The sequence below is a fragment of the Sphingomonas sp. NFR04 genome, assembly GCF_900114095.1.
GTDB lineage: Bacteria > Pseudomonadota > Alphaproteobacteria > Sphingomonadales > Sphingomonadaceae > Sphingomonas.
In genome coordinates this window covers 1-25841 of the sequence record NZ_FORV01000004.1, presented here as the reverse complement: position 1 = coordinate 25841, position 25841 = coordinate 1, and the positions used below count along the sequence as shown (strand labels likewise).

Annotated in this window: 21 protein-coding genes; 10 read left to right on the top strand and 11 right to left on the bottom strand. The window is 65.3% G+C overall.

The genetic code is table 11. The features are described 5' to 3' along the window. Positions 1–301: 301 nt before the first annotated feature. From BM009_RS12540 to BM009_RS23150, 3 genes are read left to right on the top strand one after another with little or no spacing between them, the layout of a single operon-like run. Positions 302–949, top strand: a complete 648-nt coding sequence (locus BM009_RS12540) for a lasso peptide biosynthesis B2 protein (RefSeq protein ID WP_093296650.1) — start codon at positions 302–304, stop codon at positions 947–949. Further along, positions 946–2727 carry an asparagine synthase-related protein gene (locus BM009_RS12535; RefSeq protein WP_093296648.1) on the top strand — a complete coding sequence of 594 codons (1782 nt, stop codon included), beginning with the start codon at positions 946–948 and terminating at the stop codon, positions 2725–2727. The genes BM009_RS12540 and BM009_RS12535 overlap by 4 nt, the downstream gene beginning before the upstream one ends. A 23-nt stretch (positions 2728–2750) precedes the next feature. Further along, positions 2751–2876, top strand: a complete 126-nt coding sequence (locus BM009_RS23150; protein WP_302847365.1) for a hypothetical protein — start codon at positions 2751–2753, stop codon at positions 2874–2876. A gap of 52 nt (positions 2877–2928) precedes the next feature. Here the strand turns inward: BM009_RS23150 and BM009_RS12530 are convergent, their stop codons facing one another. Both BM009_RS12530 and BM009_RS12525 read right to left on the bottom strand, forming a co-directional pair. Then, entirely contained in the window at positions 2929–4959 is a 2031-nt protein-coding gene (locus tag BM009_RS12530) for an Atxe2 family lasso peptide isopeptidase (protein WP_254772275.1), read from the bottom strand. A gap of 86 nt (positions 4960–5045) precedes the next feature. Next, positions 5046–7652 carry a TonB-dependent receptor gene (locus BM009_RS12525; RefSeq protein WP_175488002.1) on the bottom strand — a complete coding sequence of 869 codons (2607 nt, stop codon included), beginning with the start codon at positions 7650–7652 and terminating at the stop codon, positions 5046–5048. A 171-nt stretch (positions 7653–7823) separates the two neighbouring features. Between BM009_RS12525 and BM009_RS12520 the strand changes: the two genes are divergently transcribed. Both BM009_RS12520 and BM009_RS12515 read left to right on the top strand, forming a co-directional pair. Beyond that, the gene (locus BM009_RS12520) at positions 7824–8480 is read left to right on the top strand and encodes an SOS response-associated peptidase family protein (protein WP_093296642.1); all 657 of its coding nucleotides are present in this window, start codon (positions 7824–7826) and stop codon (positions 8478–8480) included. Between the two features lie 56 nt (positions 8481–8536). After that, positions 8537–9181 carry an SOS response-associated peptidase gene (locus BM009_RS12515; RefSeq protein WP_093296640.1) on the top strand — a complete coding sequence of 215 codons (645 nt, stop codon included), beginning with the start codon at positions 8537–8539 and terminating at the stop codon, positions 9179–9181. On the opposite strand, the gene BM009_RS12510 is transcribed toward BM009_RS12515, so the two are convergent. Genes BM009_RS12510 through BM009_RS12500 form a run of 3 tightly spaced genes read right to left on the bottom strand, consistent with a single transcriptional unit; the run spans position 9178 to position 10175 of the window. Then, positions 9178–9492 (bottom strand): hypothetical protein, encoded by a 315-nt coding sequence (locus tag BM009_RS12510; RefSeq protein ID WP_093296638.1) that lies wholly within the window; start codon positions 9490–9492, stop codon positions 9178–9180. The genes BM009_RS12515 and BM009_RS12510 overlap by 4 nt on opposite strands. A gap of 1 nt (position 9493) precedes the next feature. Beyond that, a complete protein-coding gene (locus tag BM009_RS12505) occupies positions 9494–9952 on the bottom strand; it encodes a hypothetical protein (protein ID WP_093296636.1) in 459 nt (152 codons plus the stop codon). A gap of 10 nt (positions 9953–9962) precedes the next feature. Next, the gene (locus BM009_RS12500) at positions 9963–10175 is read right to left on the bottom strand and encodes a hypothetical protein (RefSeq protein ID WP_093297310.1); all 213 of its coding nucleotides are present in this window, start codon (positions 10173–10175) and stop codon (positions 9963–9965) included. 311 nt (positions 10176–10486) lie between these two features. Here BM009_RS12500 and BM009_RS12495 point away from each other — a divergent pair, with 311 nt between their 5' ends. Then, entirely contained in the window at positions 10487–10702 is a 216-nt protein-coding gene (locus BM009_RS12495) for a helix-turn-helix transcriptional regulator (RefSeq protein WP_093296634.1), read from the top strand. Positions 10703–11354: 652 nt separating this feature from the next. Here the strand turns inward: BM009_RS12495 and BM009_RS12490 are convergent. The 5 genes from BM009_RS12490 to BM009_RS12470 all read right to left on the bottom strand — a co-directional run bounded on the left by BM009_RS12490 (position 11355) and on the right by BM009_RS12470 (position 21114). After that, the gene (locus BM009_RS12490) at positions 11355–13184 is read right to left on the bottom strand and encodes a phospholipase D-like domain-containing protein (RefSeq protein ID WP_093296632.1); all 1830 of its coding nucleotides are present in this window, start codon (positions 13182–13184) and stop codon (positions 11355–11357) included. Positions 13185–13226: 42 nt separating this feature from the next. Further along, positions 13227–14309 carry an HNH endonuclease family protein gene (locus BM009_RS12485; RefSeq protein ID WP_093296630.1) on the bottom strand — a complete coding sequence of 361 codons (1083 nt, stop codon included), beginning with the start codon at positions 14307–14309 and terminating at the stop codon, positions 13227–13229. Further along, the gene (locus BM009_RS12480; protein ID WP_175488001.1) at positions 14306–16384 is read right to left on the bottom strand and encodes an AAA family ATPase; all 2079 of its coding nucleotides are present in this window, start codon (positions 16382–16384) and stop codon (positions 14306–14308) included. The genes BM009_RS12485 and BM009_RS12480 overlap by 4 nt, the downstream gene beginning before the upstream one ends. 71 nt (positions 16385–16455) lie before the next feature. Next, the gene (locus BM009_RS12475; RefSeq protein ID WP_139216610.1) at positions 16456–17961 is read right to left on the bottom strand and encodes a hypothetical protein; all 1506 of its coding nucleotides are present in this window, start codon (positions 17959–17961) and stop codon (positions 16456–16458) included. Between the two features lie 294 nt (positions 17962–18255). Next, the gene (locus BM009_RS12470) at positions 18256–21114 is read right to left on the bottom strand and encodes a hypothetical protein (protein ID WP_139216609.1); all 2859 of its coding nucleotides are present in this window, start codon (positions 21112–21114) and stop codon (positions 18256–18258) included. 566 nt (positions 21115–21680) lie between these two features. Here BM009_RS12470 and BM009_RS12465 point away from each other — a divergent pair. The 4 genes from BM009_RS12465 to BM009_RS12450 all read left to right on the top strand — a co-directional run bounded on the left by BM009_RS12465 (position 21681) and on the right by BM009_RS12450 (position 25544). Then, a complete protein-coding gene (locus tag BM009_RS12465) occupies positions 21681–22172 on the top strand; it encodes a hypothetical protein (RefSeq protein ID WP_254772274.1) in 492 nt (163 codons plus the stop codon). Next, positions 22169–23266 (top strand): RNA ligase RtcB family protein, encoded by a 1098-nt coding sequence (locus BM009_RS12460; protein ID WP_093296621.1) that lies wholly within the window; start codon positions 22169–22171, stop codon positions 23264–23266. Before BM009_RS12465 ends, BM009_RS12460 begins: the two co-directional genes overlap by 4 nt. Beyond that, a complete protein-coding gene (prfH, locus tag BM009_RS12455) occupies positions 23263–23880 on the top strand; it encodes a peptide chain release factor H (RefSeq protein WP_093296619.1) in 618 nt (205 codons plus the stop codon). The genes BM009_RS12460 and prfH overlap by 4 nt, the downstream gene beginning before the upstream one ends. A 494-nt stretch (positions 23881–24374) precedes the next feature. After that, a complete protein-coding gene (locus BM009_RS12450; RefSeq protein WP_093296617.1) occupies positions 24375–25544 on the top strand; it encodes a DUF4062 domain-containing protein in 1170 nt (389 codons plus the stop codon). Here the strand turns inward: BM009_RS12450 and BM009_RS12445 are convergent. Further along, positions 25539–25841 (bottom strand): integrase core domain-containing protein (locus BM009_RS12445; RefSeq protein ID WP_139216608.1); only part of this gene is annotated, 303 nt, incomplete at its 5' end. The two genes, BM009_RS12450 and BM009_RS12445, sit on opposite strands and share 6 nt — an antisense overlap.

The window sequence follows — 25841 nt, the reverse complement described above, 5'->3', positions numbered from 1 at the left end:
AAAAGGTTTATCGCAACGCCTGCGCAAACATTCGAATTATAATCGGATTATAAACTTCTCATAACCAGCGGGCCGGCTACCTTCGATCGGGTCATGGCCATGACATTTCCCATGATTGGAGAAGTGCCATGAACACCGAACAGACCATCGAACTGGGCGTCGCCAGCGTCGACACCAAGGGCGGCACCATCGGCTTCGCCGATGTCGAGACCAGCCTGCGGCAGAATGTCGGCCTCACCGACGACTGATCGACCCGGGCGCGTGCCTTCGGGTGCGCGCCCTTTCGCTGGCGGATCCCGACATGTCGCTTTCTTCTCATGCCAACATCTCCTGGTGCCTTTGTGCAAGCCAGGCTGTCTTCCTGGACCTGGAACGCGACCGCTATTTTTGCCTGCCCGAGCCGTTAGATGCGATCTTCCAGCGCTGGGCTGCCGGCGAAGCGATCGACCGGGACGCGCACGCCGCGCTGGTCGACGCCGGAGTCGCTGGCGCCGATCCCAAGCAATTTCCGCAAGCCGTCTCGTTTCCGGTTGCGACGCGAGACCTCGCCCTTGCCGGTCCAGGCAGGGCCGCGTGGATCTCGGCGCAGGCGATTTTCGGTCAGTTGCGCGCGAAGCACTGGCTCCGACGGCGGCCGCTTGCGAAGATCCTGCGAGGGCTCCTGACACCCGCCGCGCCGGCAGCTCGATCGCCGGGTGAAGCGTCGCTGCAGGCAATCGCTGGCGCGTTCGCGACGAGCGCCATGATCCTCCCCGCAGCTGACCAATGCCTGCCCCGGGCGATCGCTGCAGCCCGCCTCTGTTGGCACCGCGGGTTGGATGCCGCGCTGATCCTCGGCGTTCGCCTTCACCCCTTCGCCGCGCATAGCTGGGTTCAGTCCGGTGATGCCGTCGTCGTCGGCGATCTTGAGCAGGTTCGGCTGTACAACCCGATCCTGGTGCTGCGGTGAGGCCGCGTTATCTCCTGCTGGTCGCGGACCGGGAGGCGGTCGCTCGGGCAACGGCGCGTATCGCGACCCGTACCGGCCTCGCGGTGACGCACAGCGCCCACGGTTTCGCAGTGCTGACGAACGAGGCCTGCAACTGTGTCGCCATCGAACCGGAAGCGGTCGTCATCGGCACCCTGTTCCCCAGCCAGGGTCCCGCGCGCGCGGTGACTGCCCTCAGCGAGGCAGAACGGGCGCACCTATCGCGCCATGGCTTCGCCGCTCTGCTCGAAGCCTGGTGGGGCGGCTATGTGGGGGTGCGGTCCCAAGGCGGCAGGACGCAAGTCCTTCGCGATCCCTCCGCTGCGCTGCCCTGCTACCGGGCCGAACAGGACGGGCTGAAGCTCTTCGCTTCGGATGTCGCGCTTCTGGAAGCAGCGAGCGGTCAGGGATATTCGGTAGCATGGGAAGCGCTCGGCCGGATCCTGTACTCGGCCGGTCTGCCGACCCCCGAAACCGCGCTTGCCGGTATCCGCGATCTCCGCGCCGGCGACATCGTGATGCTCGACGGCGCGGCCGAGCAGACGACCACCGGCTGGTCCCCCTGGGCGTTCGCCGATCTCCGCAACGAGGAGGACAGCGCCGCGACCGCCGAGCGACTGCGGCGCGTCGTAGAACGCTGCGTCGCCGGCTGGGCATCGCTCTACAAGCATCCGTTGCTGAGCCTGTCGGGCGGGGTCGATTCTTCCATCGTCGCGGCCTGTCTCGGCGGCGCTAGGCCCGGCGCCGAGTGCCTGACGCTGTACACCGACGATGCCGCAGGCGACGAGCGTGCCTTCGCGAAGCTGGTGTGCGACGCGGTTGGCCTGCCGCTCTCCGAACACCGCTACGACCTGGATGCCGTCGACCTGTCACGACCACTCGGCGGGCACCTGCCGCGTCCCGCAGGCCGTGTCGAAGCACAGCCATACGAGGCCGCGCATCGCGCCTTGGCACGGCAGATCGGCGCCGACGCCTTCTTCACCGGCAATGGCGGCGACAATGTCTTCGGCTATTCGCAGTCGGCTGCCGCGCTCGCGGACCGGGCTCTCTACGAAGGACCCGGCGCCGGCGCATTTGCGACGCTGCGGGACGTCTGCCGTCAAACCGGCGCGGGACCGTTGCCTGTGACGCGCGCGGCCATGCGCCTTGCGCGCCAGCCCCGAGGCTATCGCTGGAAGCCGAACCAGCGCTTCCTGCATCCCGACCTAGTCGCCTCGCTGGCCGACACGCCGCTTTCTCACCCCTGGCTCGACGCTCCCGCCTCGGCGCTGCCGGGCAAGGCGGCCCACATCGCCGCGCTGGTCCGTGCACAGCTCACGCTCGAGTCCGATCGCAGCCAGATGCTGCCGGTGGTCAATCCACTGCTTTCGCAGCCGATCATGGAAGCCTGCCTCGCCATCCCGAGCTGGCGCTGGCGCGAGAACGGCCGGGACCGGGCAATGGCCCGCACGGCCTTTGCCAATCGACTCCCCAGCGCGATCATCGAGCGCAGGGTCAAGGGCACGCCTGACCCGTTCTGCGGCGAGATCGTCCAGCGCAAGGGCGAGGAACTGCGCGCCCGGCTGGTCGACGGGCATCTCGCCCATCACCGCATTCTCGATACCGGCGCGATCGAGGAAACGCTCCGGCCCGGGCGGCCGACCACCGGAGAGGAAAATGTGCGCCTGCTCGAACTGGCGAATGTCGAGGCCTGGCTTGGTGCCCGGTCTTCCCGGCCACCCGGGGCCGACACCGCGCCCAGTCCGAGCACCGTTGGTTGAACAAATGACATTGGAGAAGCACAATGGACACCAAGCATATCACGACGATCGAACTCGGCACCGCGAGCCTCGTGACCTCCGGGGCGATGATGGGGTTCGCCGACAGTGAGGGCGGGCTTACCTGGCAGCCCGGCCTGCAGGCCGACTGAGCGAGGCGGGCGGGTGCCGCGGCATCCGCCCGCTTCTCGGATCTACGAGGCGTCAGGGCGTGGGCGCAGTCTCGCCTCCAGGCTTCTCGGGAATCGTCTGCACCTTCCGCATGGCCTCCCAGCGCGCGATCTCCGCCTCGCGGCCGGGAGCCTTCACCCCGTTCAGCCAGAAGTCGAACCAGTCGATCGCCCGCGTGTAGGTCGCGAGCCTGTGCGCCGGCTGCCATTTGATATGATGCTCGCCGGGGAACACAAACAGGTCGATCGGCCGATCGAGGTCGCGGAGGGCCGTGAAGCTCTGCAGCGCGGCCCAATATTCGTCATCGGAAACCTGCGCGAGGATCGGCGCGTGGATCCGCTCCAGATTTGGGGTGATGGCAATCTGCCGCCACAGGGCGCGTGCCTTCTCGCTCTCATCGGTGATCCGAGGATAGCCCATGCGGTAGAACGCCTTTGCAGCACCCGGCCCGACCCGAATGGGCATGGTCGTATCCCAGCAGCAACTGCTCGACGCGAACGCCGAGAACAACGTGCTGTGGAGGAGCGCGAACTGCATGGTCGAGGAGCCGTCGCTCAGCCCGGTGATCCCGATCCGCACCGGATCGGCGATGCCGCGCGCGATCGCGACACGGACCGGGGCCTCCACCGCTTCGAGCACGCTGCGGCGGTCGGCGAAGTCCTTGAGGTTGATCCGGTCGCCTTCGACATAGTCGGGCAACGCCCTGGCGCCGACCGCCTCGGGCTTGTCGATGCTCAGCACCGCAAAGCCGCGATTGGCAAAGGCCTGGATGGGGTAGTCATCGCCGGTGCCGCCCCGCAGGAAACCGCGCGACACATATTGCACCACGACCAGCGGGTAGCGCTTGCCCGGCTGGTACCCCACCGGCAGGACGAGATCGGCGAAGGAGTCCAGGCCGAAGCTGTTGCGCGCGTAGAGGCGTTCGACCCGCCCCAGCGTCAGGCCCGCAAACTCCGGATTCGGGTCGAACAGCACGTCGTGCCGCCCGGTGCTCGGGTCGAGCCGCTCGAGCCGGCGTGGCTGCGAGGCACCTTCACGGAGGCAGAGGATATCGGCGCCGCTGGGCACGCAGCCGATCAGCAGATCCTGGGTCTGGTACAGCCGGCGTGCCTTGGGTGTGCCAGGCCGCCATTCGTAGATGCCGATCTTCTCTCCCCGCACGCCTTCGCGACGGAAGAACCGTAACCGGTCACCGACCCACCAGGGGTAGCTTGCGTTGGTGCACTCCGCTGCGGTGCAGGTGCGATGTCGATTGCCGAGCTCCGTCTCGAGCACGCCACGATCGGGACGAAGGCTTTCGGGCGGCACGCGAATCCTGGCGATCCACCCGGCGGGGCCGACCGCTTGGGTCCAGCTCCCCTCTTGCGTCGCGACGGCGCCGAGCAATCTCGCTTCGGCGTCCGTCGCAGGCCGCGTGTCTCCCGTCGCCAGGTCGCGAAACCAGGTCTTTCGCGCAAGCGGAGCAGGAGGGAACGGGCGATTGCTCGCCGAGGGTGCGAAGCGATCGTCATAGTGAAAGCCCGACCGCCCCTCCGCTTCAATCGCCGCCAGTGCCTCGCGCAAGCCGGTATCGGTCGCATAGACGACCCCGCTCCCGTCCGCCGTCAGCCGAAAGTCGTCGACGTCGTCGAGGCTGTCGGTGATCGCCTCGCTGCCACTGCCGTCGCTTCGGGCGCGCCAGAGCTGGATCGCGCCTTTATCGCGACGTCGGTAGACGATCCACCGGCCATCGGGCGTCCAGCGCGGCGTGATCGCGTCAGCTAGCCCCGTCGGAAAGTGCGCCTTTCCCCGCACGTCGATGCGCAAGCGGATGAAGTCGCCACCTCGGTCCACCACAATGGCCCGACCGCTGCCAAGATCGACGACGACCATCGCGAGGCAATAGCCATTGGCGGCAGGATCCCCACGCCGCAACTGGAACGCGGCCTTGGTCCCGTCCGGCGATACCGTGAACAGCCCGCCATATTGCTGGTTCGGATCGACGGGTCCGATGTCGCGCAGCCGGACGAGGTCCTCGGGGAGCAGCGCGCGTTTTACCTGTGGTGCCGAGATCGTCGGCGGCATGATGCCGTTGCAATCGGGGGGTACCGCCGCGCGGCACGGGACCTGCAGCCAGACGGTTGTGAGCAACGCCGCTACCAGAGGCCGCCTCACCATTGCTTGGTCACCGTGAAGCTGACGAAGCGGCCGATCGGTGACTGGTTGGTCGAGTCATAGGCCACATAGGTCGGGTTGGTGACGCGGATGGGATCGGGTTGCTCGTCCAGCAGGTTCTGCGCGCTCAGGCGCAGTTCGATTCGATCGAGCGGACCGCGCCCTTCCCGCGTCCGAACGGAGCCGCTCAGGTCGACGGTCGTGAAGGCACCGATCCGGGTCGGCACGGAAAAGCGCTTGTCGGTCGTCCCGTCGAGATAGTTGAGCGCGGCCGACAGCTGGACCACCGGCGTCTGCCAGCTCGCCGCGCCCCGCGCGCGAAACTTCGGCGGCGTGAAGATCAGGCCGGAACGGCCTGCGGTGGGCAGGTTGGGCGCGGCCTGGCGATCCGCGTCGAGATAGGTTGCCGACCCGGCAATCGTCAGCTGGCTGTCTTCTCCCAGCCGCGCGTCATAATCGATCGACAGGTCGACACCCCGGATATGCTCGCGCGCGATGTTGCGCAGGCTAGAATCCACGATCGCGGCGACCTTTGCCGGATCGAACGGCTGACCGCTCTGGTTCGACAGTCCGGTCGCTGCCTGCGCAACGGTCGCCTGCGCTTCCGCGACACTGGGCGCGAACTGGACGAAGTTCGCTGCGGCAGGATTGCTCAGCGCGGAGAGCAGGTCGCTGATCGGAGAGGCGATGCGGTCGCGATAGTCGATGTCGTACCACGTCGCCTCGACCCGCAGCCCCGGGAGGAAGCGGGGCCGCACTTCCGCGGACAAGGTCGAGCTCCTGGCCCGCTCGGCGTGCAGGTTCGGGCTCCCGCCGCCGATCGCCAGGATCGTGGCGCCCGCCGGCAGCGGCGGACTGGGCTGCGGTGCGAACACCGATGCCGGCAAAAGGATGACCTCCCGTGCCTGGTTGACTTGCTGCAGCGTCGGGATCTTGAACGAGCGGCCCCAGCTATATTTCAGGGTAATGTCGCGGTGTGGTGCGTAGACCAGGCCGAGCTTGGGCGTCGCGACGGCGCCGATGCCCTTGTAGCTTTCATAGCGGACTGCCCCGCTCAGCCGCAGGGCATCGATGAAGGGCATCCGGTTGGCTGCCCCGACCAGCGGCACCGAAAGCTCGCCATAGCCGAACGCGCTGTTGCGGCGCTCGACGGAGTCCCGCGAGACGGTGGTCACGCCGCCGCTCGTCGTGCGCACGTCGAAGTCGAGCTGGAAGCGACGATAGCCACCGCCCAGCGCCAGCCGGATGTCGCCGCCTGGCAGATGGGCCAGCGGACCCTCGGCACTGGCCTCGAAATTGGTCAGTCGGTTGTCATAGGCAGCACGACTGACGGAAAGGGTGCCGTTGGTATAGCGCTGGGTATTGATGACGGTGGAACTCTCGCCATCGGTCACCTGGAGAATTGCCTCCCAGCCGGCCCATGGCCGGAGATGCAACGACGGCGTCACCGCATAGCTGCGCACCACCGGTCGGTTGTCCTGGCCATAGAAGGTGGTCGGTGCCGTCAGCGAGAAGGCGTTGACCTTGCGCGACCGGCGATCGGCGAGTTGCACGTCGAGCTCGAACCACGCCCAGCTGGCAAGATCCTGGTGTCCCGCCAGCACGCCGCTCACCTGCCGGCTGCTGGTCGTCAGCATCTGCCCGGCGTTGAGCTGCCGCGTATAAGGCCGATCGTCGGCATAGATCGGGGTCGCCTTGCTGTAGTCGAGTGCGGCCATGAAGCCGCCGCCGGCCCAGCGCGTGCCGCCGACGCCCGAATATTGCTGCTGGACGTTGCCGCCCTCGGTCGATGTGCCGACGCGTGCGCTGGTGAGGAGACCGTCATAGTCGCGGCGCAGGATCAGGTTGGCAACGCCGCCCACCGCGTCCGAGCCGTAGAGCGCCGAGGCGCCGTCGGTGATGACCTCGATGCGTTCGAGGGCCGCCAGCGGGATGATGGAGATGTCGACGCCCTGGTTGACGGCGTCGTAAGGAAGGCGGTGACCATTGATGAGCGTCAACGTTGCGTCCGAGCCCAGCCCGCGAAGGTTGAGCGTCGTCGCATTGTTCACATTATTGTAGCCGCCCTGGTCACCGCCCCCCGCGACCCCGGGGTTTTGCCCTCCGGTGAAATTCTGCGGGAGTATCCGCGAAACACTCGCCATGTCGGGAATGCCCTGCTCCTCCAGCCCGCCGCGCGACACGATAATGACCGGCGAAGGCCCCTCGGCCCCGCGGATGCGCGAGCCGGTTACCGTGATGGCATCCGATTTCTCTTCCTGGGCTGGCTCGCCCCCGCCTTTGCCGGGTCGCCCCCGGACGACGATGGCGCCGGATTCCTCGCCCGCCACCAGGTCCTCCCCGATGGCAAGGCCCACCGCCTGCTCGACGGTGTAGATCCCCCGGATCGCCCCCGAGCGCTTGCCGCGCACCTCCTCGTCCGCGAACAGGATTTCCCGGCCGCCCTGACGAGCAATCGCGCGGAGCATGGAGGCAAGGTTCTGCGCCGGCAGGTCGAAGCGCGTCGCGCCAACCTGGGCGCGTGCCTCGACGACCACCATGCCACTGTAGGAAAGCGTCGCGGCAAGCATCGCCGCACAAAGGGCCCTTTTCGAGATCGTCATTCTTTTCTCCCGCTGCCGGTGTCCCGGCACTGGAGCGATTGACGCAGCCGACGGCGAACTACGGGGTCGCGACATGAAAAAAAATTTGCGGGCCGCAGCAGCGCTGGGTTCCGGAATTTGCCAGCAGCCCTTGCTCCATCGGGGGGTAGCGTTAGGCTCCCGCGTCGAACCATGTCGCGCCTTCACAGCCTCCGTGCCACGATCGACGATGTCGCCCGCTTCCTGGACGCGGAGCCCGTGGGGCAGATCGCCGTTCCGCCCGACGTAACCGAGGGCCGCCAAGGGCTGGTGATGTTCAAGGCCGGTGGGCGGCGACGGCTGCGGATGATGCGCTGGGGCTTTCCCCGCCGGATCCGCGACCCGCAGTTGCAACGGAACGAGCCCGAGATCATCGGCCTGGTAGCGGATCTCACCAATCCGCTCTGGGAGCAGACCGTCGTCGAGCCACGCTACCGCTGCATCATCCCGATCACGCATTTCGGCAACCCGGGCGGTGACGAAGGCGCCAAGACACGTACATGGTTCTCGGTCCGCGACCAGCCGATCATGGCTTGGGCGGGCTTCTGCCGGAACTTCCCCGAGGTGGGGCCCTCCTATGCGGGCATGACCACGGAGGCGAATGCGGCCATTCCGCCGACCAACGACCGCATGCCGGTACTGCTCGAGCCGCACGAGCACGCGCACTGGCTGCACGGCTCGATCCGGGACGTGATCAGCCTCCAGTTTCGCGCGCCGATCGCCGCCGAGCGGATGGACGTCCTGCGCACCGAAGATCCCTGGCGCGGCGGCGGCCCGCCGCCCGATGGCACGCAACTGGACCTGCTCTAGCCGCGAACGATGGGCTGCGCGTTGCAGCACCCTCGCCTTCGACCTAGGCTGCCGCCATGTGCAACCTTTACCAGCTTCGGAAGAGCGCGGCGGAAGTCGCCGCGCATTTCGGCGTCGGAAATCCGGTGCAGTCCAATGCGGGCGAGGAAGTCTATCCCGGCTATCCCGGCATGGTGGTGCGCGAGGAAGCGGGCGCACGCGTACTGCAGTCGATGGTCTGGGGGTTCCCGCTCCGGCTCAAGGGGATGAGCCCGACTGCCAAGCCGAAGCCGGTCAACAACATCGCCGATCTCACTAAGCCGATGTGGGTCGGGCTGGCACGTAGACCCGAGTGGCGCTGCCTCATCCCGCTGACCGGCTTTGCCGAGGCGGAGGGCGCCAAGGGTTCGAAGACACGGACCTGGTTCAGCGTCAAGGACGCGTCGATCTTCGCCTGGGCGGGACTGTGGCGGGACAGCGCCGAATGGGGTCCGGTCTATTCCGGCGTGATGACCGACTGCAACGAGGCGATCCGCCCGGTGCATGACCGCATGCCGGTGCTGCTCCACCGCGACGACCATGATCGCTGGCTGCACGGCAGCTTCGACGACATCCTCGCCTTCCAGGCGCGCTGCTTCCCCGATGACCTGATCGTCATGGAGCGTACCGGCGAGCCCTGGGTGAAGCGCAAGGGCACTGTCGAACAGGCCGCCCTGTTCTAGGCGCGAAACCGGCTGACCGCCCGCCGCCATTCGACATCGCTCGGGAGCGGCAGGCTGGTGATCGTCGGCGGATCGCGGGTCAGGCTGATCGTCGTGCCGCGCCGCCCGCATCGCGAACATCGGAGGCGAGCCCCCACCTCGGTGAGCGGGCCGGGCCACTGCCTGCGCTCGAAGAGCCGCCAGAGCGCCGCGGCATGAAAGACGCCGATGTGCCCGCACCGCGCACAGGCTGCCCGGACCGAACGGTGGAACGCCGCAGCCTCGAACAGCGTCCGGGGCACCTGCCCGCCGTCAGCGTCATAGCGTGCCATATCAGCCGACCAAGCGCAGGCGCGGACCTGCCGCAGCAGGCGTAGGGTGCAGGCCGAGTGCCGGCACCTGGTCCTGCGGCACCACCCGGATGAGCGCATCCGGCCAGGCCGGAAACATCGCCCGCACCTTGGCGGAGAGGAGCGTCGCTGACGGTGCATCCATCAGCAGCGTCGCGTCATAACCACACCACAGTTCCGGCGGGATACGGCCCAGGCGGTACTTGCCGGCGACCACCAGCACCGCGGGAGGATGAAGCTCGCGCCTACCGGCAATGAAGCGCGCCAGGCACAGCGGCCGCTGCGCCGCCTTCCAGGTCTCGAACTCCGCAGCGGAATTGACCTGCCCCAGGCGATGCCCCTCGACCCTGCCCACATGGATCAGCCATCCGCCATAAGAGAAGGTTTCAAGTTCGATCGGCCAGCGATGCGCCAGCCAGTTGGTCCGTTCGATCGCATCCATCGCGCGGGCGTCAGGCGCGCGCCTGCTCGGCGAACAGGGTCGGTTGGACGGCACGATCGTACAGCGCCCGGCGCGCCTGCAGCGCTGCGCCGACGGCCTGGCGATAGTGGATGGTCCTGAAGCGCTCGGCCTCGTCGAAGCCAAACGGCGCCCACTCGTCGCTCGGATAACAGGCGTCGTAGATCGCACGCGCAGCAGCGCGCAACTGGAGGTCGTGCTCCATGCCGAAGCTCCCAATGATGTCGAATCGCTGCATCGGCAGCGAGCTGCCAGCTAGAACATAATGGGAACGAAGGGCAAGAACGCAAAGTCTCTGATTTGTGCCATGCAGGCTCAGATGCGCTGCAAACTCGTCGGCGACACCCGACGGCAGACGGACCGCTCGCACAACCGTCGACCCCAGTCGATGTACATGCCGGCCTGCATCGAACAGTGCCATTTCAGCCCCAGACGAACCCTTCTGCCGGCAAGCCGTTCGGGTCCATCTTGCGTCGAAATCCTCCACCAACCCCCGAACGATGCAAGGTGATAGCAATGCACTCCAACGCAACGGACCGCATCCTCCGGCTCAAGGCCGTCCTCGCTCTAACAGGCCTCACCCGTTCCACCCTTTACCGGAAGATGGAAGCAGGCACCTTCCCCGCTAGCACGCAGATCAGCACCCGCTGTATCGGCTGGCGCGAGTCTGCTGTTACCTGCTGGCTTGATGATCCGATGACATATGAGGCTGCCCCGACCGCGGAGCGATGAGGTAACGATTGACCGGGTGTGGGACTTAGCTGCCGTTCGCCTGCGGCGTGCCGAATGGCGGCTCTTGTCAGAAGCCGATGTTCAACTTGCGCCCGACCGGCACCTCGGAACGTCAGAAGCTGGGCCGTTAGCCGACTGGCAGCTAACGGGCCTGCTCCCTCGAAAAGCTGACCGAAAGGAGCGCATCTGCAGCACCATTTGCCGACCGCCGGCGTTGATCCCGCGGCGGTCCTTCCCGTCGCACCCTGGTCTGGCTGCCGGAGAACGCCGGCGACCTCGCGGGTGTGGTGATCGGTGCGTCGGCCACACAGCCCACGGTCGCGCCAGCTGCCGCGCCTGCCCGTGACGCGCGCGCCGTCGAGCGCGACTTCGCCGCGACGCTCTGGGACATCCACGCTAAGTACGACGCGCCCGGCTCCCGGCCGACCGCGATCCTCGACATGGTCGCCCGGTATGGCGCCGTCAAGACCGCGCGCCGCCTCATCGCGCAGCCGCCATCGAGGCTTCGCGCCACTTGCCTCGACGGGGCGGCAGGACCTCGCGGTCGAGACGCTGGTGCTGGATCTCCGCTCGGACGGCGTCTTCTCCGACGCGGAGCGGCGCTCGGCAAGACATCGCCTGCGCTGACCTCTCCCCGGTCCACCACGACCGATCAGACGACCGGCTGCTTCTTTTCCCCCTTGAAGACATTCGGGTCCTGGGATGCCTTCCTTGTCCAGGTGGCCTTGGTGTCTGCGAAGAACATTTCGCGCTTGTGGCGCTTCGGGTTGTTGGCGGCGAAGTAGCCGCCGAGCCATTTGTCGGTCTGGTCCAGGATCCCGACGACGGCCTTTCCGCCGGTCTTCACGATCTCGTTGATCACGTCTCGCGAGTAGAAGTGCCTGAAGATCCGGTCGAACTCGGTCAGGTAGATGTCGGCGACGCGGGTGTCGCCGCGGATGAGGAGCATGTTTTCGTCGTTGGCGGTAAGCGAGTTGCCGGAGAAGTTCGCCGATCCGGTGCATACCAGCGGATCGTCGGACAGCGCGTCGACGAGCAAAAACTTCGTGTGGATGAAAAACACGAAGCCGTCCCCGCTCTGCCGTTCCAGCTCCTCCTCCAGGAACCAGCTCTCGATCGCGAAGTGAGGGATCGGCACGATCTTTGTGACCTTCCGACCTGTCGCGCCGCGACCCGTCCGCTTCTCCACCTGCGCCTTCTTCTTTCCGAGGATCGCTCCGTAGGAGAACTGCAGGTCGGCTGGATTCGCCTTCTGCGCGGCGATAATTGCTTCGGTCGGCGGCTGCTCGAGCAGGATGAAGCGCATCGACGCGCCCGGCGCCGCCATCGGCGTGAGGATCTTCGTATCGACGGAGAAGGCGCCGGTGAACATCGACGAGGTCGCGGCGTCCGCGATGCGCGCGCCGTACCAGTCGAGCATCTTGGCGCTCGGTCGAGGCGAGTAGACCAGCGTGACGCCCGGATTGACAAGTGTCGGCGGGTTGGGCGTCAGCGCCATCGCGGTGGCCGTCGCATGATCGTCGTCGGGATCGCCCGACAGCCCGGCCCAGAAGGTGAGATAGGTCTTCGCGATGCCCTTATCGGTGACCTTGTGCCCGACGTTGGTCTGGCCGAGGAAGCCCGACGGCGTGAAGTTCGTCGATCCCGACCAGACCGCGACCGGCGTCTTACCGCCCGCCAGGCGCACGATGAACTTGTTGTGCGGGATCTTCGTCTTGGTCCGGCGGAAGCGGATCTGCTTGTTCCCGATCTTCTCGGGGATTCCCGCCGCGTCGGCGCAGCGGTTGTTGACCGGCGTGTCGTGGAAGACAATTCGCACGTCGACGCCTCGGTCGATGGCCGCCTTCAGCTCCTCGGCGATGCGCGCGAAGGTGAACTCGTAGGCCGCAACCCTGAGGCCGTCGCCCTTTGGCGTCTCGCGGATGTAGGCAATGCAGGCCTCGAGCAGGCCGCGCGAAAGAAACGCGACCTCCCTGTTGTCGGGATCGTTGTATTCGACGTCACTCAGGGACTTGTTGCCGAACTGCTCGGCGAACGCCTGGCTGGCGATTGCGCCGCGGTTGAACCAAATGCCGTGCTTGCCATCGTCCTCGACCTCGGTCGTGATGTCGATCGAGACGGTCGATCCGGCCTTCAGCGCGCCGGGCGTGCCAAACATCGCCGACACCTCGAACTCATAGCGCGTGCCGGCCTTCGCAGAGTAGTCGCTCCACAGGAATCCCTGGATTGGATGCTCGTTTGTGGGGAACCGGGGGATTTTGCCAACGGTGTCAGGATGGACGCCGTTCGGGAACAAGCTCGAAAAGATCTTGAGGCCGGTCAGCCAGGTCCACTCGCCGCCGTTGATACGGCGCCGGAATGCGAACCCGCGCAGGCCCTTGCAGTCGGCCTCGGCCATGTCGAGGGCGAGGAGCACCACGCGAGTACCCGCGATGGCGCGTGCCTTGAGTTTGCCGTCACTGGATGTCTCGGTATTCCGCATGCCCTACTCCCCAGATGTGTCGCGGATCGCGGCGATGAACGCTCATCCCTGCCCGAGGCGCTCGAGCGGGATGTCCGCGAGGCCGTAGAGTTCCGTCACGAAGGCCTGGTGCGGGCCCGCGTTAGCGTGAAGCTGCGAGATCCCTCGCGCTGCGCCGACGAAGGTCGCGCGGTTGCTGTCCGAGGGGTCGGCCTGCCACGCAGCCTTCGCCTTGAAGTAGTCGCCGATCGCCGCGCGTGCGGTCTCGAACAGCGCGTGCAGCTCCTGAGTGAGCGCGCGGTAGTCGAGGTCGGCCGACAGCTCGGCGAATGCCGCCTCGGCGCGCTCGCGGCGGCGCCGGTAGAAGTCCTGGCCGGGATGCGCGCGGCAGTCGTGGTCGGCCGAAAGGATCGAGTCCATCGCCGCCCGCAGTCGCGTCGCGGCCCGCCGCCGGCTCTCGACGAGCGACGCGCGGTCGAGGCCGCAGACGCCGATCGTCGCCATGCCGCGCGACTTCGCGTCTTCCTCCGGACTCTTCCGCGGCTCAACGTAGCCATCCGAGCGGAACATGAGGTGCGGGCGCGGATCGTCGCGGCACGGATCGAGAAGCAGCGCGTCCTCCGCCGCCTCCTCGCCGGCCGCCTTGGCCCGCGCGCTTCCTTCCGCGAGCGGGAATTGGTTGGCCTTGCCCGTGGTCGCCTGCACGACCTTCCCGCTGGCCTGGGTCTCCTCCTGGGATCGCGCCCGGTTGCAGCCGATGCAAGACGGCAGCAGGTTGTCCCAGTCGGCAGCAAGCCAGTAGTAGCCGGGCTTGCTGAGCTTGCCGTCGGTCTCGATGACGCCGCCCTTTGGCCGGTAATGCTCGACGTCCATTGGCGACACATGGTCGTAGCGGCTCTCACAGTATGCGCAGTGACCGCCGAACAGCTCGTGCAACTCGATCTTCACCGCCGTGTCGCTGTAGACATTGAAATCCGGCGCCTCGCCCGGCTTGGTCGGGAATGGGTCTGGGACGGGGTTGATGATGGGAGCGATGTCCTCGTAGAACCAGACTGCGGCTTCGCGCTCGGTTAGGCCCCTGGTGCCCCGCTTGGCGAGGATCGCCGCGAGGGTGTTCGACGGTGGTGCGCGCAAGACCGATATCATGCGGTCTCGGCCTTCGCCTCGTTCCAGATCGCGTCGAGCTGGGCATCGAGCGCTTCCTCCTGCTGCTCCCGCTTCGGACTCGTCGCCACGCGCGTCGCTAGGTGCTTGTCGATCGCCTCGAGCATGCGCTGCTCGCGCTCGGTCCGCCCGAGGCGCTGGCGCGAGTTGATCTCCCTGCGCAGCACGTCGATCTCGCCTGCGAGCTCTGGCTTGAGACGGCTGTCGCGGAGAAGCGCGTTGTAGCGGTCGAACAGTTCCTGGAAGTCCGGGTCCAGCGTCGAGTTCATGCCGAAGTGCTCGGACGTCAGGATTTGGTCGATGCGCATGCCGGACACGTCCGGCAGCCCCTGCGCGAGGCCGATCCGGTTGTCGGGGTCGCGGACCATCACCTGCACCTCGCCCTTGCCCATGCCGCGCAGGCAGAGGGGGTCATGGGTAGTGACGATGAACTGCACGCGGGGCAGCGCCTTCCGGAGCGCTGTCATCACGCGCATCTTCCAGCGTGGATGGAGGTGGGTCTCGACCTCGTCGATCAATACCACGCCCTGAGCGTCGAGCACGTCGATGCCGCCCATCAGCCCGCGCAGCAGGTCCACGGCGGTGGCAAAGATTGAACGGTAGCCGTCGCTGTGCCGCGACAGCGGGGTCTCGAGCTCGTTGTCGACGATGTAGACGCCCCTATCCTCGTCTCGCTTGAGGTATGAGCCGGGCGGCAGGGAGAGGATCTCGGCGAGCGCACGCGCAATCTCGGGGAAGCGGTCGGCGCCAAGGTCGCGGAGCCAAAGGTCGGGATGCGGGAGCGTCCACGACGGGTCGAACAGTCCGCGTGGTCCGCCGCTGCGTGAACGCCGGCGGCGCCCCGGCATGAAGTAGCGCCGCGAGCCGTATGCCAGTACGTTGGCCCGCGGCTCGGAGGCTCCCTCGAAGCGGCCAGACTTGCCGATCATCAACTCGGCCGCCGGACCCTCCCAAAATTCGACTGTGACGCGGGTCGGGCCATACGAGCCGGGATGGCCGCCACGTTCGCGGTCGGGCTCGAAGTCGCGCGCCTTGACGAACTTATTCGCGACGTCCGAGCCGACGAGGGCGAGCGTTACGGCCTCCAGAACGCTGCTCTTCCCAGTGGCGTTCTCGCCGAGCAGCATCAGCGCCGCCGCGGTGCTGCTTTCGTGGCGCATCGCCTCCATCTCGATGACGACGTGGTCAATCGCCTTGAAGTTCTCGATCTCGATGCGTTTGATGGGGGGGGTGAACGGACGCGGGGCGGCTACCGCGGGCGTCGGCGCGGCGCCCACACCTTTTTCGGGACGCTGGAGGGCGGCGAGGGCCTGCTTAACGTCCGCGTGCGTGGCTTGGCCGACCACGCTCTCAATCAGCGCCGCGGAATCCTCGAACGAGAAGGAGAAGTGCCCGACGCGCTCGGCGACGAGCGAGAGCAGTCTGTAGCGCAGGATGCGTTGACTGCCGACGAACGGGACCGCGTCGTCGTCGAACTCTTTCAGGTCGGCGACGATGCCGTCGAGCGACCGCGCCTCGTCGATCTTCGCGGCGAAGTAGCCGTAGACGTTGCGGCGTTCCTCGACGAGCGGCGGGCGGTTCAGCTCCAGCATAGAAATTGTCGCGGCGCCGCGCTTGGTGCGCGGATGGCACTCGCCGTCGATCGTGAAATCGAGATGGCGCTCGGGCCGGTCGTAGCCGGGATCGAGGAGCTGCGGGGCCTCCTGCGCGCGCACCCGCGCGAGCGGCGCCAGCAAGGGAGCGCGTTGACCCCGCAGGGGGAAGAGGTTGCGCTTCCGCCCGCTGCATGCCTGGCAGACGAGCAGCAGGTTCTCCCATTCATAGGCGAGCCAGGCGTAGTGGTGAGGATGTCTCGCCCGTCCGCCGCCGGCGTTCGCGACCGGGCGGTGCTGGTCGACGTGCAGCGGGCTCGACCGCTGCGTCTCGCAGTAGGCGCACTTGTCGCGGAACAGGGTCTGTAGCGCCTGACGCACCTGATCGCCCTGATAGACCTTCTCGTCGAGCGGCGCGCGCCGCGCGGCAAGTTCCACTGGGGGAAGTCCGAGGAATTCGGCCATCGCGCGGCGCGCCTCCGTCGCGTGGGTGTCGGTCAGCGGCGTAGGCGCGATCGTTCGGTGCTCTACGCGTCTCATGGCTGGAGCACCTGCTTAGCTGGATCGTCGAGTTGCTCGGCGCGGATCGGGGCGTCCCCGCCGAGCCCGCGCCACAGCTGCCGTTCGTCGCGCAAGCGCAAATTAAGCCCGTGGCGCAGAGCGAGGATGGCGGGCCCGCCGCCCTCCGGCTTGGACCAGTAGGAGAGATGGCGGAAAATCGGGAACCCGATCGGCACGCGCAGGTCGCGAACAGCGGGACCGAGCAGCGGCGCCACGGGTCCGGAAACGAAGTCACCGATCAGTCCGAGCACGTGCGGGTAGTAGATGTTGGTCCAGACGACCGGCGCGAAGACTGCTCCGGCGTGGGGCGTGCGAGCCTTGGCGCTGAGCGGGTAGGAGAACCGCACCTCCGCCTCGCGCTCGGACTGCGGCGGCGAGGACGGCACCTCGCGCCAGGCGATCTTGCGATTGAGAGTCTCGAGGTCCTTGGCGAGCAGCACGTCCGACGAGCTGAGTGGGGAGCCGAGCGTCACAAAGTCACTTACGAGCCATAGCGGGGTCCCGTCGGCCTTCTTCGCCTTGGCAAGGCTGCGGAAGTAGGCGCGCTGGATGTCGCGGTATCGCGAGAGGAGGTCGTCGCCGCCGCCCTTCTCGAGGTCGCCCGCCGCGCGCTCGAGCTCGGCGAGCAGTGTCATCGTCTCCGAGCCGTCGGAATGTGCGGCAGCCAGGGCGTCGTCGTCGAGGCGGCCCCACGCGTAGTTGAGCGCGTCATAACCGATCACGGAACCCAGCGAATGGCCCGCGATGATGATGCGGTCGTATTCGCCTGTGCACTGGATCTTCATGATGAGGTCGATACCCGCCTCGCGGATCGCCTGGCGGGCGGCCACGTTGCCAGGCGTTGGGCTCAGGTAGCGCGCCGCGTCTCCGGCGACCGGCCGAAGCCAGATCCCCGAGAAGGCCGCGCCGACCGTCGCGAGGACCGCCCACGTCCAGGTCGGGATGCCAAAGTGCGTGAGGTCGGGCTTCGCCGCCGTCAGGACGGCGAGGGCCGCGCTGGCGGCGAGGATGAGCACACCCGCGATCCAACCGCCGAGCAGGCGCCGTGGGACTCGGGCCGGGTGACGTACGAGCAGACGGATGAGCCAGCTGACCACTGAGCCGAGCGTGTTGCCCTGCATCATGTGCGCCCAATAGAACTCGAAGAAGTCCACACGCCGCCGGTCGTCGACCGTCTCCCGCTCGGGTTTCCAGTAGCGGGTGGTGATCCGGCGCAGCTCGAAGTTCCCGGTGACTCGTTCCGGTTTAGAGTATGTCTCGCCGTCCGACCACGGCTCACTGAGGTCCTTGTCGAACTTCCAGGCGGCGTCGACGAACCCACGCAGAGTGTCCATCGGCCATTGCTCGCCCATGCCGTGGATGACGATGACGGCGGTCTTCGGTCGCTTTGCGATTACATTCATTTCGGTATTCGGGTCGGAGGCGCTTTTTCTCCGCGTACTTTGAGTGCGCGTCGCCCGGACGCCAGTCCCCTCGCTCATTTGCGCCCCCATGGTCGCGCAGTCCTGTCAGGGAAGCGCGCGTCGATAGTCTCCGCTACTCGGCGCGTAAAGACAAGTGGCGTACGCCATACATCCACCATCTCTGATTCGTTTCTTGCCGAACCGGCACCGTTCCTTTGCAGGGTTCAGCCTTTCATTGCGCGCGGCAGATCTCGCTGCAGCGACCTAGCGGCCCCTTTCGGGTCGGTTATCTGGAATGCTGTATGACCGTGATTAGGGTGCGAACCGGACTTCGCTCACCAGGCGCGCCCTCCTGCTGGGCCACCCTCGAAATCACTTGTCAGCTTCCTTTGTCTTGGCGAGATCGACGCGCGTCGCGATCGTCGCCGTCTGCGCCGGCGCGCTTGCATCATCCTTTCGTGTCGCCGTCACCTTGATCGGCTGGGTCGGATCGAGACCGGCAAGATCAAGACTATAGCCGCCATCGGCGCCTACTTCGGCAGTAAATCCGGGCTTCGCGAGAGCTACGGGGCCGATGACCGATCCGTTGACGGCAAGCTTCACGACGAACGGCTTTGGTGCCTTGGCAATCCCTTCGATCACGATCCGGATGGTCGCTGTGCCGTCGGCTTTCACCGCCACCTGCTGGTCCGCAGCCGCCAACGTGAATGCAGGTTTCGGCTTGGGCTCCGACCCGGCGATCGCCGCGAGCGGGTAGACCTCCGGGTTGATCGCAGAGAAGCCGTCGACCGAGGCCAGAACCGCCGGTGTATAGCTGGGCTCATCGATCCACAGACACAGGCGCTGCTTGGATGCCGGCACAGCGGCGCCCTTGTCGTCATTGCCGAAGCCGACCGCCGGAAAGGCGAACGTGCCGACATTGTTTTCGATGGTGAGCGCGGTTGCCATCACGGACACATCGCCGGTCTTGCGCCCCAGGCAGGTCGTGCTCAGCGTCGCCCGCAGATAGGGCTTCAGCCAGGGATCGATACCGCTGACCGAAACCGACATATTGTCATCCTTCGTGCGCAGTATCGCGGTCTGCATCGGAGGCAGGTTCCGGGCGGTCACCTGGGGAAGTTCGGTCATGGCCGTCGGCGTCAGCCTGATCCTGCTGATCTCCCGCTGGAGACCGGCCCACAGACCAAGCACGCAGGCCCGATCCTCGCGGCCACTCAAGCTCGAACCACCGCTTGGGGCAACGGGCGGGGCATCATGTTCTTGCCGGTCGCGGTCGCTGCAGACGAAATAGTGTTCGGGCGAGTTGGACGGCCGCCGCCCGAGCGCCCCTAGGTACGCGTTGAACCCCGCCCAGTCGCCTGGTTCGACGAAGGTCTTGGCAACGTAGGTGAGCAGCCGTCGGCAGGACATCGTCGGCGCAAAGAACGGCTCGCGCGGGGAGGTCGCAAGACAGGCGTCGTCGGCAAGGTCTTGCGATACATAATCGCCGTCCTGGCCCGCCGGACCGGTGAGCGCGAGCGTCTGGCCGGTTTCAGCGTTGACGAAGGAGGGCCGCGCGACGATCTCGATCTTGTCGCCGGCTTGCTCCCGCGGGACGAGGAGCAGAACCGACACTTGGACCGGCGCATCCTGCATCTCGAAACGCCTGCCGAGGCGGCGAGCACCGAGCTTCACGATTACCGTGTTCGGCGCGATCTGCGAGATCGAATAGAGCGTGTTGAACCGCGTCGTTTCATATTCCTCGATCCGGTCCAGCGTCTTGTTGAAATTGCCGGTCAGCGCCGCCGGGCCGGCGAGGGCCGACAAGGTGACTGCAGCCTCGCGCAACTGCTCGGCGACGCTGCGATCCTGGCTCCCTTCCAGGATCTCCGTCTGAACGAGCGGCACGACCCGGGGGATCTGCAGGCGGCGTCGGTCATAGATTTCGCGCCACTTGCTCGCATAGAATTCGTTGGTGCAGCCGCCGGCATGCACCGGCCGCTGAAACTGTTCGTAGAAGCCGGCGGAGAAGCGCGCCGCATTCGTGAACATGGCGTAGGTTCGTGACGCGGTAAGCTTGTCGTCCTTGGAGCCTTCCCCCATCTCCATATTCCTGATGTAGCGCGCAACGACCGGGAAGAAACAGTCCTTGTCCATCGTGAGCCCCCACGCGATCGGTTTCCCCTGATCGTCGACATAACGGGCCTCGCCGCGGGCGTAACGAACATAGTCGGGCGCGCCGGCGAGTTCGAAATGATAGCGTCGCGGGTCTTCCAGCATCCCGACCGTGACGAACTCCCGGTCGAGAAGCCCTCGGAGCGTATCTTTGTTCTCGCCGAAGCAGCCTTCAAAGTCTGGCTTCCGGCATCGCTGCTCGAACGACATGCGGGCTTTCTCGTCGAGCGCCATGTCGCTGAAGGCGCCGTATGCCCGGCTATTGCTCGCCATCGGCGCGGTCGGACCGATCTGGCCGTCCGGGTCGACAAGGCTCGTGTAGGCCTCATTCAGATCGGCCTCATCCACATGATGTGGCAAAAAGGTTAGGCGAACCAGCACGTCGAACGGCTGGTCTCGCAGCCGCGAATGCATGCCGACCGCCAGATGGATAAGGTAAGGCTCGTAGCCGGACATGCGCACGGCATCGCGGATCGAGCGGTTGATCTGGACGATCGACTGGATCACGCCCGCGGCATTGGCGGCACGGGTGACCGCGTCGCTCGTGACCGGGGTCGCGCGCGTGCCTGAAAGTTGAGGCACCGCGCCGGCCCCGATGGCGGCATCGGGCAAGGCTGGAAGCGAGGGCGTCGATCGTTTCGCCGTGTCGTTTGAGTCGGTCCCGCTGCTGTCGCTGCTCGAACCGGTGCTCGTCACGGCGCCGTTTGCGTCGGTCGAACTCGCGCTGGAAATGCTGCTCTTGGCGGTGCTCGTGCGCGCCTTGTCGATGACGGTACCCGACACGCTCACTCCGAGCCGTGCAACCAGCGAATCGAGGATGCGCTCCGAGGCGGTTGCGGTGACCGGAATCCCGTCATCAAGGAGCTTCTGGTGATCGACCGTGAAGTTCGGCTCAAGATCATTGGCAATGTCCTGCCAACGGGTCACCGCTACGCCTGAAATATCGACGGCGGCGAGGTCGCGCGCAGTGGTCGCAGGGGGAACCCGCGGCCGGAACCTGTCAGCACCAGCGCTGCAACCGCCAAGCAGCAGGGCAATCCCCAAGGCGCGCCAAACAGGCTTGAGCACGACCCCCATCTCGCCTTCCCCCATTATGCCGCCAGGTGAACGGTGGAATATGGTAACAGTTTAACAAGCCTGCGCCAACCGAGAAGCAGCCTTTACGGTTGGAACTTGGTCCAGGCTGACGATCAGCCAAAATCATCAGCTATTTTGGAATTAAACCCACCCCACATTTGCAAGTGACGGTATATCGCACGGTATCTTGGCTGACAGCATCTTGTTCAATTCTTTGAAATAGCTTTTGAATTTCAGTCAGTAAGATTCTGTCCCCGGGTGATGCATGTGCCCGGAACGCTATCCCGATGCGGATGCCGCGCACCATTGATCGGTGCGCCGACTTGGCATACAGCGCCGCCACTGTTTCTCGAACATAGGAAAGGAGTGACCACATGCGAGCCGCAACCGCACCCGTCATCACTCCCGGTTTCCACGTTCAGGAACATAGTACATGGGCAATTCCCGTGCGGGTGACTGCGGTCGCCTGACCCTTTGTCGCGGCCATGGCGCCGCATCCACTTCCCCTACTTCACATCTGCCGAATGCATTCTCCACCTTTGGGGAGAACCGCAATGCGCGCTGACATGTTCAAGGTCATCGTCGAGCGTCCCCGCTGGGGCTCGCGCCATGCACCGCCGGTAAAACTCAAGAAGGACAAGAACGACTTCCAGCACATCGGCCTCAAACGCCACGTCCGCGAACGCGCGGCCTTTTCGAAATCGCTCAACGAGAATCTCGCGCCGCTGATCCGCTTCCTGCACCGACGCGTGGGACGGCGCTGGGACGACGTGTTCAGCGAAATCTGTGTCCATCTCGACACCGGCAGCACCGTCAAGATGCACGTTCGCGAGCATCTGCGCGACTTCGTGGCCTTCAGCATCTCGCACGGACGGCAGGGTGAGTTGCTGCGCGAAGGCCATGTCCTGCGGCCTGATCGGCGCAACTGCCGCGGTCGTGAACTCTATGTCGACCCGCGCGACGGCGTGCTGAAGGATCGCGTGTGGTTCTGGCGCGACCAGGGACATCTGGTTCCGCCCGGCAAGCGGCACCTCGGGTGGAAGGATGCGGCGCGATGACCGATGCAACCATCCATATCGTGGCGTCGCCCGAAAGCTGGATCGAGCAGGCAGCGGTGGACCAGCTCCACCAGACCGCAAGGCTCGACGGCATCGATCGCGTCGTAGGCCTGCCCGACCTGCATGCCGGACGCGGCATTGCGGTGGGTGCGGCCTTCTGGTCCCGCAGCCATGTCTATCCCCACCTGGTTGGCAGCGACATAGGATGCGGGATGGGGCTTTGGCGCACCACCTTGCCGCTGCGCAAATTCCGCCTCGACGCCGCCGAGCGCAAGCTGCGCGGGCTGGACGCGCCCTGGTCCGGCGATGTTGCCGCGCGTCTGGCGGAGGTAGGGCTTGCGCCCGATCTTGCCGGCGAAGCGCTGGGCACGATCGGCGGCGGCAACCATTTTGCCGAACTGCTGCGCGTCGAGAAGGTGCACGGCGACGGGGACACGACGATCGATCCCGCAGCACTCTATCTGATGGTGCACAGTGGATCGCGTGGGCTGGGTCAGGCCATCCTCCATGGGCATCTCGCGCGGCATAATGTCGGTGGGCTGATCGCGGGCGCGGCGTCGTGTGCGGACTATCTGGCCGCACACGACGATGCGATGAACTGGGCGGTGCTCAACCGCGACCTGATCGCTGAGCGCTTCCTCGATCGGCTCGGGACCAGCGGCGAACGCCTGCTCGACATCTGCCACAACAGCGTGACGTGGCACCAGGGCGGATGGCTGCACCGCAAGGGCGCGGCACCAGCTGACAAGGGACTGATCGTCATTCCCGGCTCGCGCGGCGACATGACCTATCTGGTCCGGCCCCGACTGGAGCAGGCGGACACCGCGCTGCATTCTCTCGCACACGGCGCCGGCCGCAAATGGAGCCGCAGCGAGGCCAAGGACAAGCTTGTCCGCCGCTTCAGCATCACCGATCTCGAGCGGACGAAACTGGGCAGTCGGGTGATCTGCGAGGATCGCGACCTGATCTATGAGGAGGCGCCGCAGGCGTACAAGGACATCCACCAGGTCGTGCGCGATCTCGAAAGCGCGGGGCTGATCGACCTGGTCGCGACGCTGCGCCCGCTTCTCACCTACAAGACGAGGCGCGCATGACGGAGATCATCCTGCATCTGTCCTCCGGCCAGGGGCCGAAGGAGTGCGAGTGGGTCGTTGCCAAACTGGCCAATGCCCTGTGCCGGGAAGCGAGTGCGACAGGCCTGGCCTGCGAACCGATCGAGCCGATCCCAAGGCCGGTGTCGACGGCGTTGCTGCGGCTATCGGGCGACGGGGCCGAGGCGTTCGCCGCCACCTGTATCGGCACGATCCGCTGGATCGGAACCAGCCCGTTCCGCCCCCTGCACAAGCGGCGCAATTGGTTCGTGGGCGTGCAGCCCGTCCGAATCGACGATCCATCGACCGAGTTCCGGGACGAAGACATTCGCTACCAGACCTTCCGTGCCTCCGGGCCAGGCGGGCAGCATGTCAACAAAACCGACAGCGCCGTCCGGGCGACGCATGTGCCGACCGGCCTTGTCGCGACGTCCCAGGACCAGCGCTCGCAATTCGCAAACAAGAGAATCGCCCGCCTCAAGCTGACAATGCTGCTCGACGACCGACGCCGCGCAGGCCAAGCCGGAGGCAAACGGGCGCTTTGGGATCAGAACCGCGACCTCGAACGTGGCAACGCAATCCGCACCTACGAGGGCGAGCGGTTCAGGCGACGATAGCCGACAAAGTAGAAGGGCATGGCCGGCAAGCCATTTCGCGCCAAATCCTTCGCTGAAGCTGCGTGCGCTTCCGCATGAGAGGGCGGGCGATGAACTGCGCTGCAGCCATGGAGTTTGCCAGGCAGGCCCTTAAGTGACATCTGTCTGGGGACAGACAGGTTCTCTATCATGTAAGCGCTCCGACCTTCGCCGTCCCCGCGCCCCGGTCGCGTCTTCGGGAGCCGTCGGTTACCCATGTGAGTGCAAGTCGGTACACCCGACATCTGTGCGTTGCGCGGTGAAGGGCGGCTTCGAGTCAGAACCGACACGTTGCTCAGCATTTTTGATTTCTCCGCGCTGTCGAGCGAGTCTCGGTCATAACCGTGAAGCCGGCGGAGTATGCAACCGAGCTGAAAGTTTGCTTCCAAGCCGGTATGGGGCGGCAGGAATGGCTGTCGGCGCCGCCGTGAAGGGACCTTATGGATATGCGCTCGCAGCTCGCCTAGGATTGCGAGATGGACAAGCCAACCATATTCCTCTCGTCGACCGTCTTTGATTTTGGTGATCTGCGCAGCGCGCTGAAGGATTATCTCGAGCTTCGCGGCTGCCGGGTTCTGGCATCGGAATTCACGGATTTTACGCGCCCACTCGAAAAGCATTCTTACGACGCGTGCCTCGAGACTATCGAGCAAGCGGATCTGTTCGTCCTTTTCATAGGGCGACGGATCGGTGGCTGGTACAATGAAGAAGAAAAAATAAGCATCACGCGAGCCGAATATCAACATGCTTATAATTTGGCGAAAAAAGGTACTATCCGCCTGATGTGCTTCGTACGCTCTGAAGTTTATGATCACATGGATAGCGTCAATGACCTCGAGAAAACATTAAAGAGCGACCCTGCCCTAACCGAATTTCAGCGCAAACGCTTTATCAATCACCCGAGCCGCGCAATGGAAGATGCTGAGGCCATCATCAGCTTCATCAAGGAGGTAACGCGCAACAGCGAAACGATGGCGGCGTCAAAGCGCCTCGGAATAGCTCCGATCGCCAATTGGATCGCGCCGTTCACAACCTTCACGCAGATTCGGCAAGCAATCGATCCACTCATCACGCATGGGCTGCCGGTTTCACAGGCTTCGGGACGCAAGGCTCTGGAACTGCAACTCCTACAGATATTGCAAGACATTGTGCCGATTGTAAGCGGTGCACCTCTCAACCCTATTGATACCGTCTTAAGATTGCGAAAAAGTTTAGCGTTAAACGGCGATAGTTACTTAGGTTTCTCCGAAATCAATGATGCAACTTGGAATGAACTTAAGCATATCTATACTTTGACCGGCAACAATGTGCCTGATAGTGAAATTTTAAGGGGATTTCTGGTTTCAGGATTACTTCTAAAGTACGACCCGTGCAGCGGGTCTTTTAAAGAAACAGGAGAATCAAAGCTTCTTTCAAGAGTAATCATGCAGGCCGATCTATTTACTAGATCGGGACCACCTAACTTGAAACAAATACGCCAGTATCATAACTCCCTAAATGCAGACGGATCTCGCACTATTCCCGGCATAGTCCTCATGTCTTGGCTGCACCGACTTCTGAGGTGGGTCGACCTCATCGGAACTTCGCGCGCGTTGGCGTCGTCGTTAGGCGGAGTGACGTGCTCCCCTTTTCTCCTCCACTCATAAGTAGAGTCCGGGGTTGCCAGGATGCCCTGGCGGGTGGGGTTGCGCAACGCGCCTTGCAGCATCGGCGGGCGTCAGCCCGCCTATACCGCTATGCGGCCGCACATGGTTGTAGTCGTCTCGCCAGTTGCTCAGCACCGAGCGGGCATGGCTCAGCGAAGCGAACAGCGTCTCGTTCAGGCACTCGTCGCGCAAGCGACCATTAAAGCTCTCGACATAGCCATTCTGCTGCGGCTTGCCCGGCGCGATGTAATGCCACTCGATCTGCCGGTCCTGCGCCCAGCGCAGGATCGCCAGGCT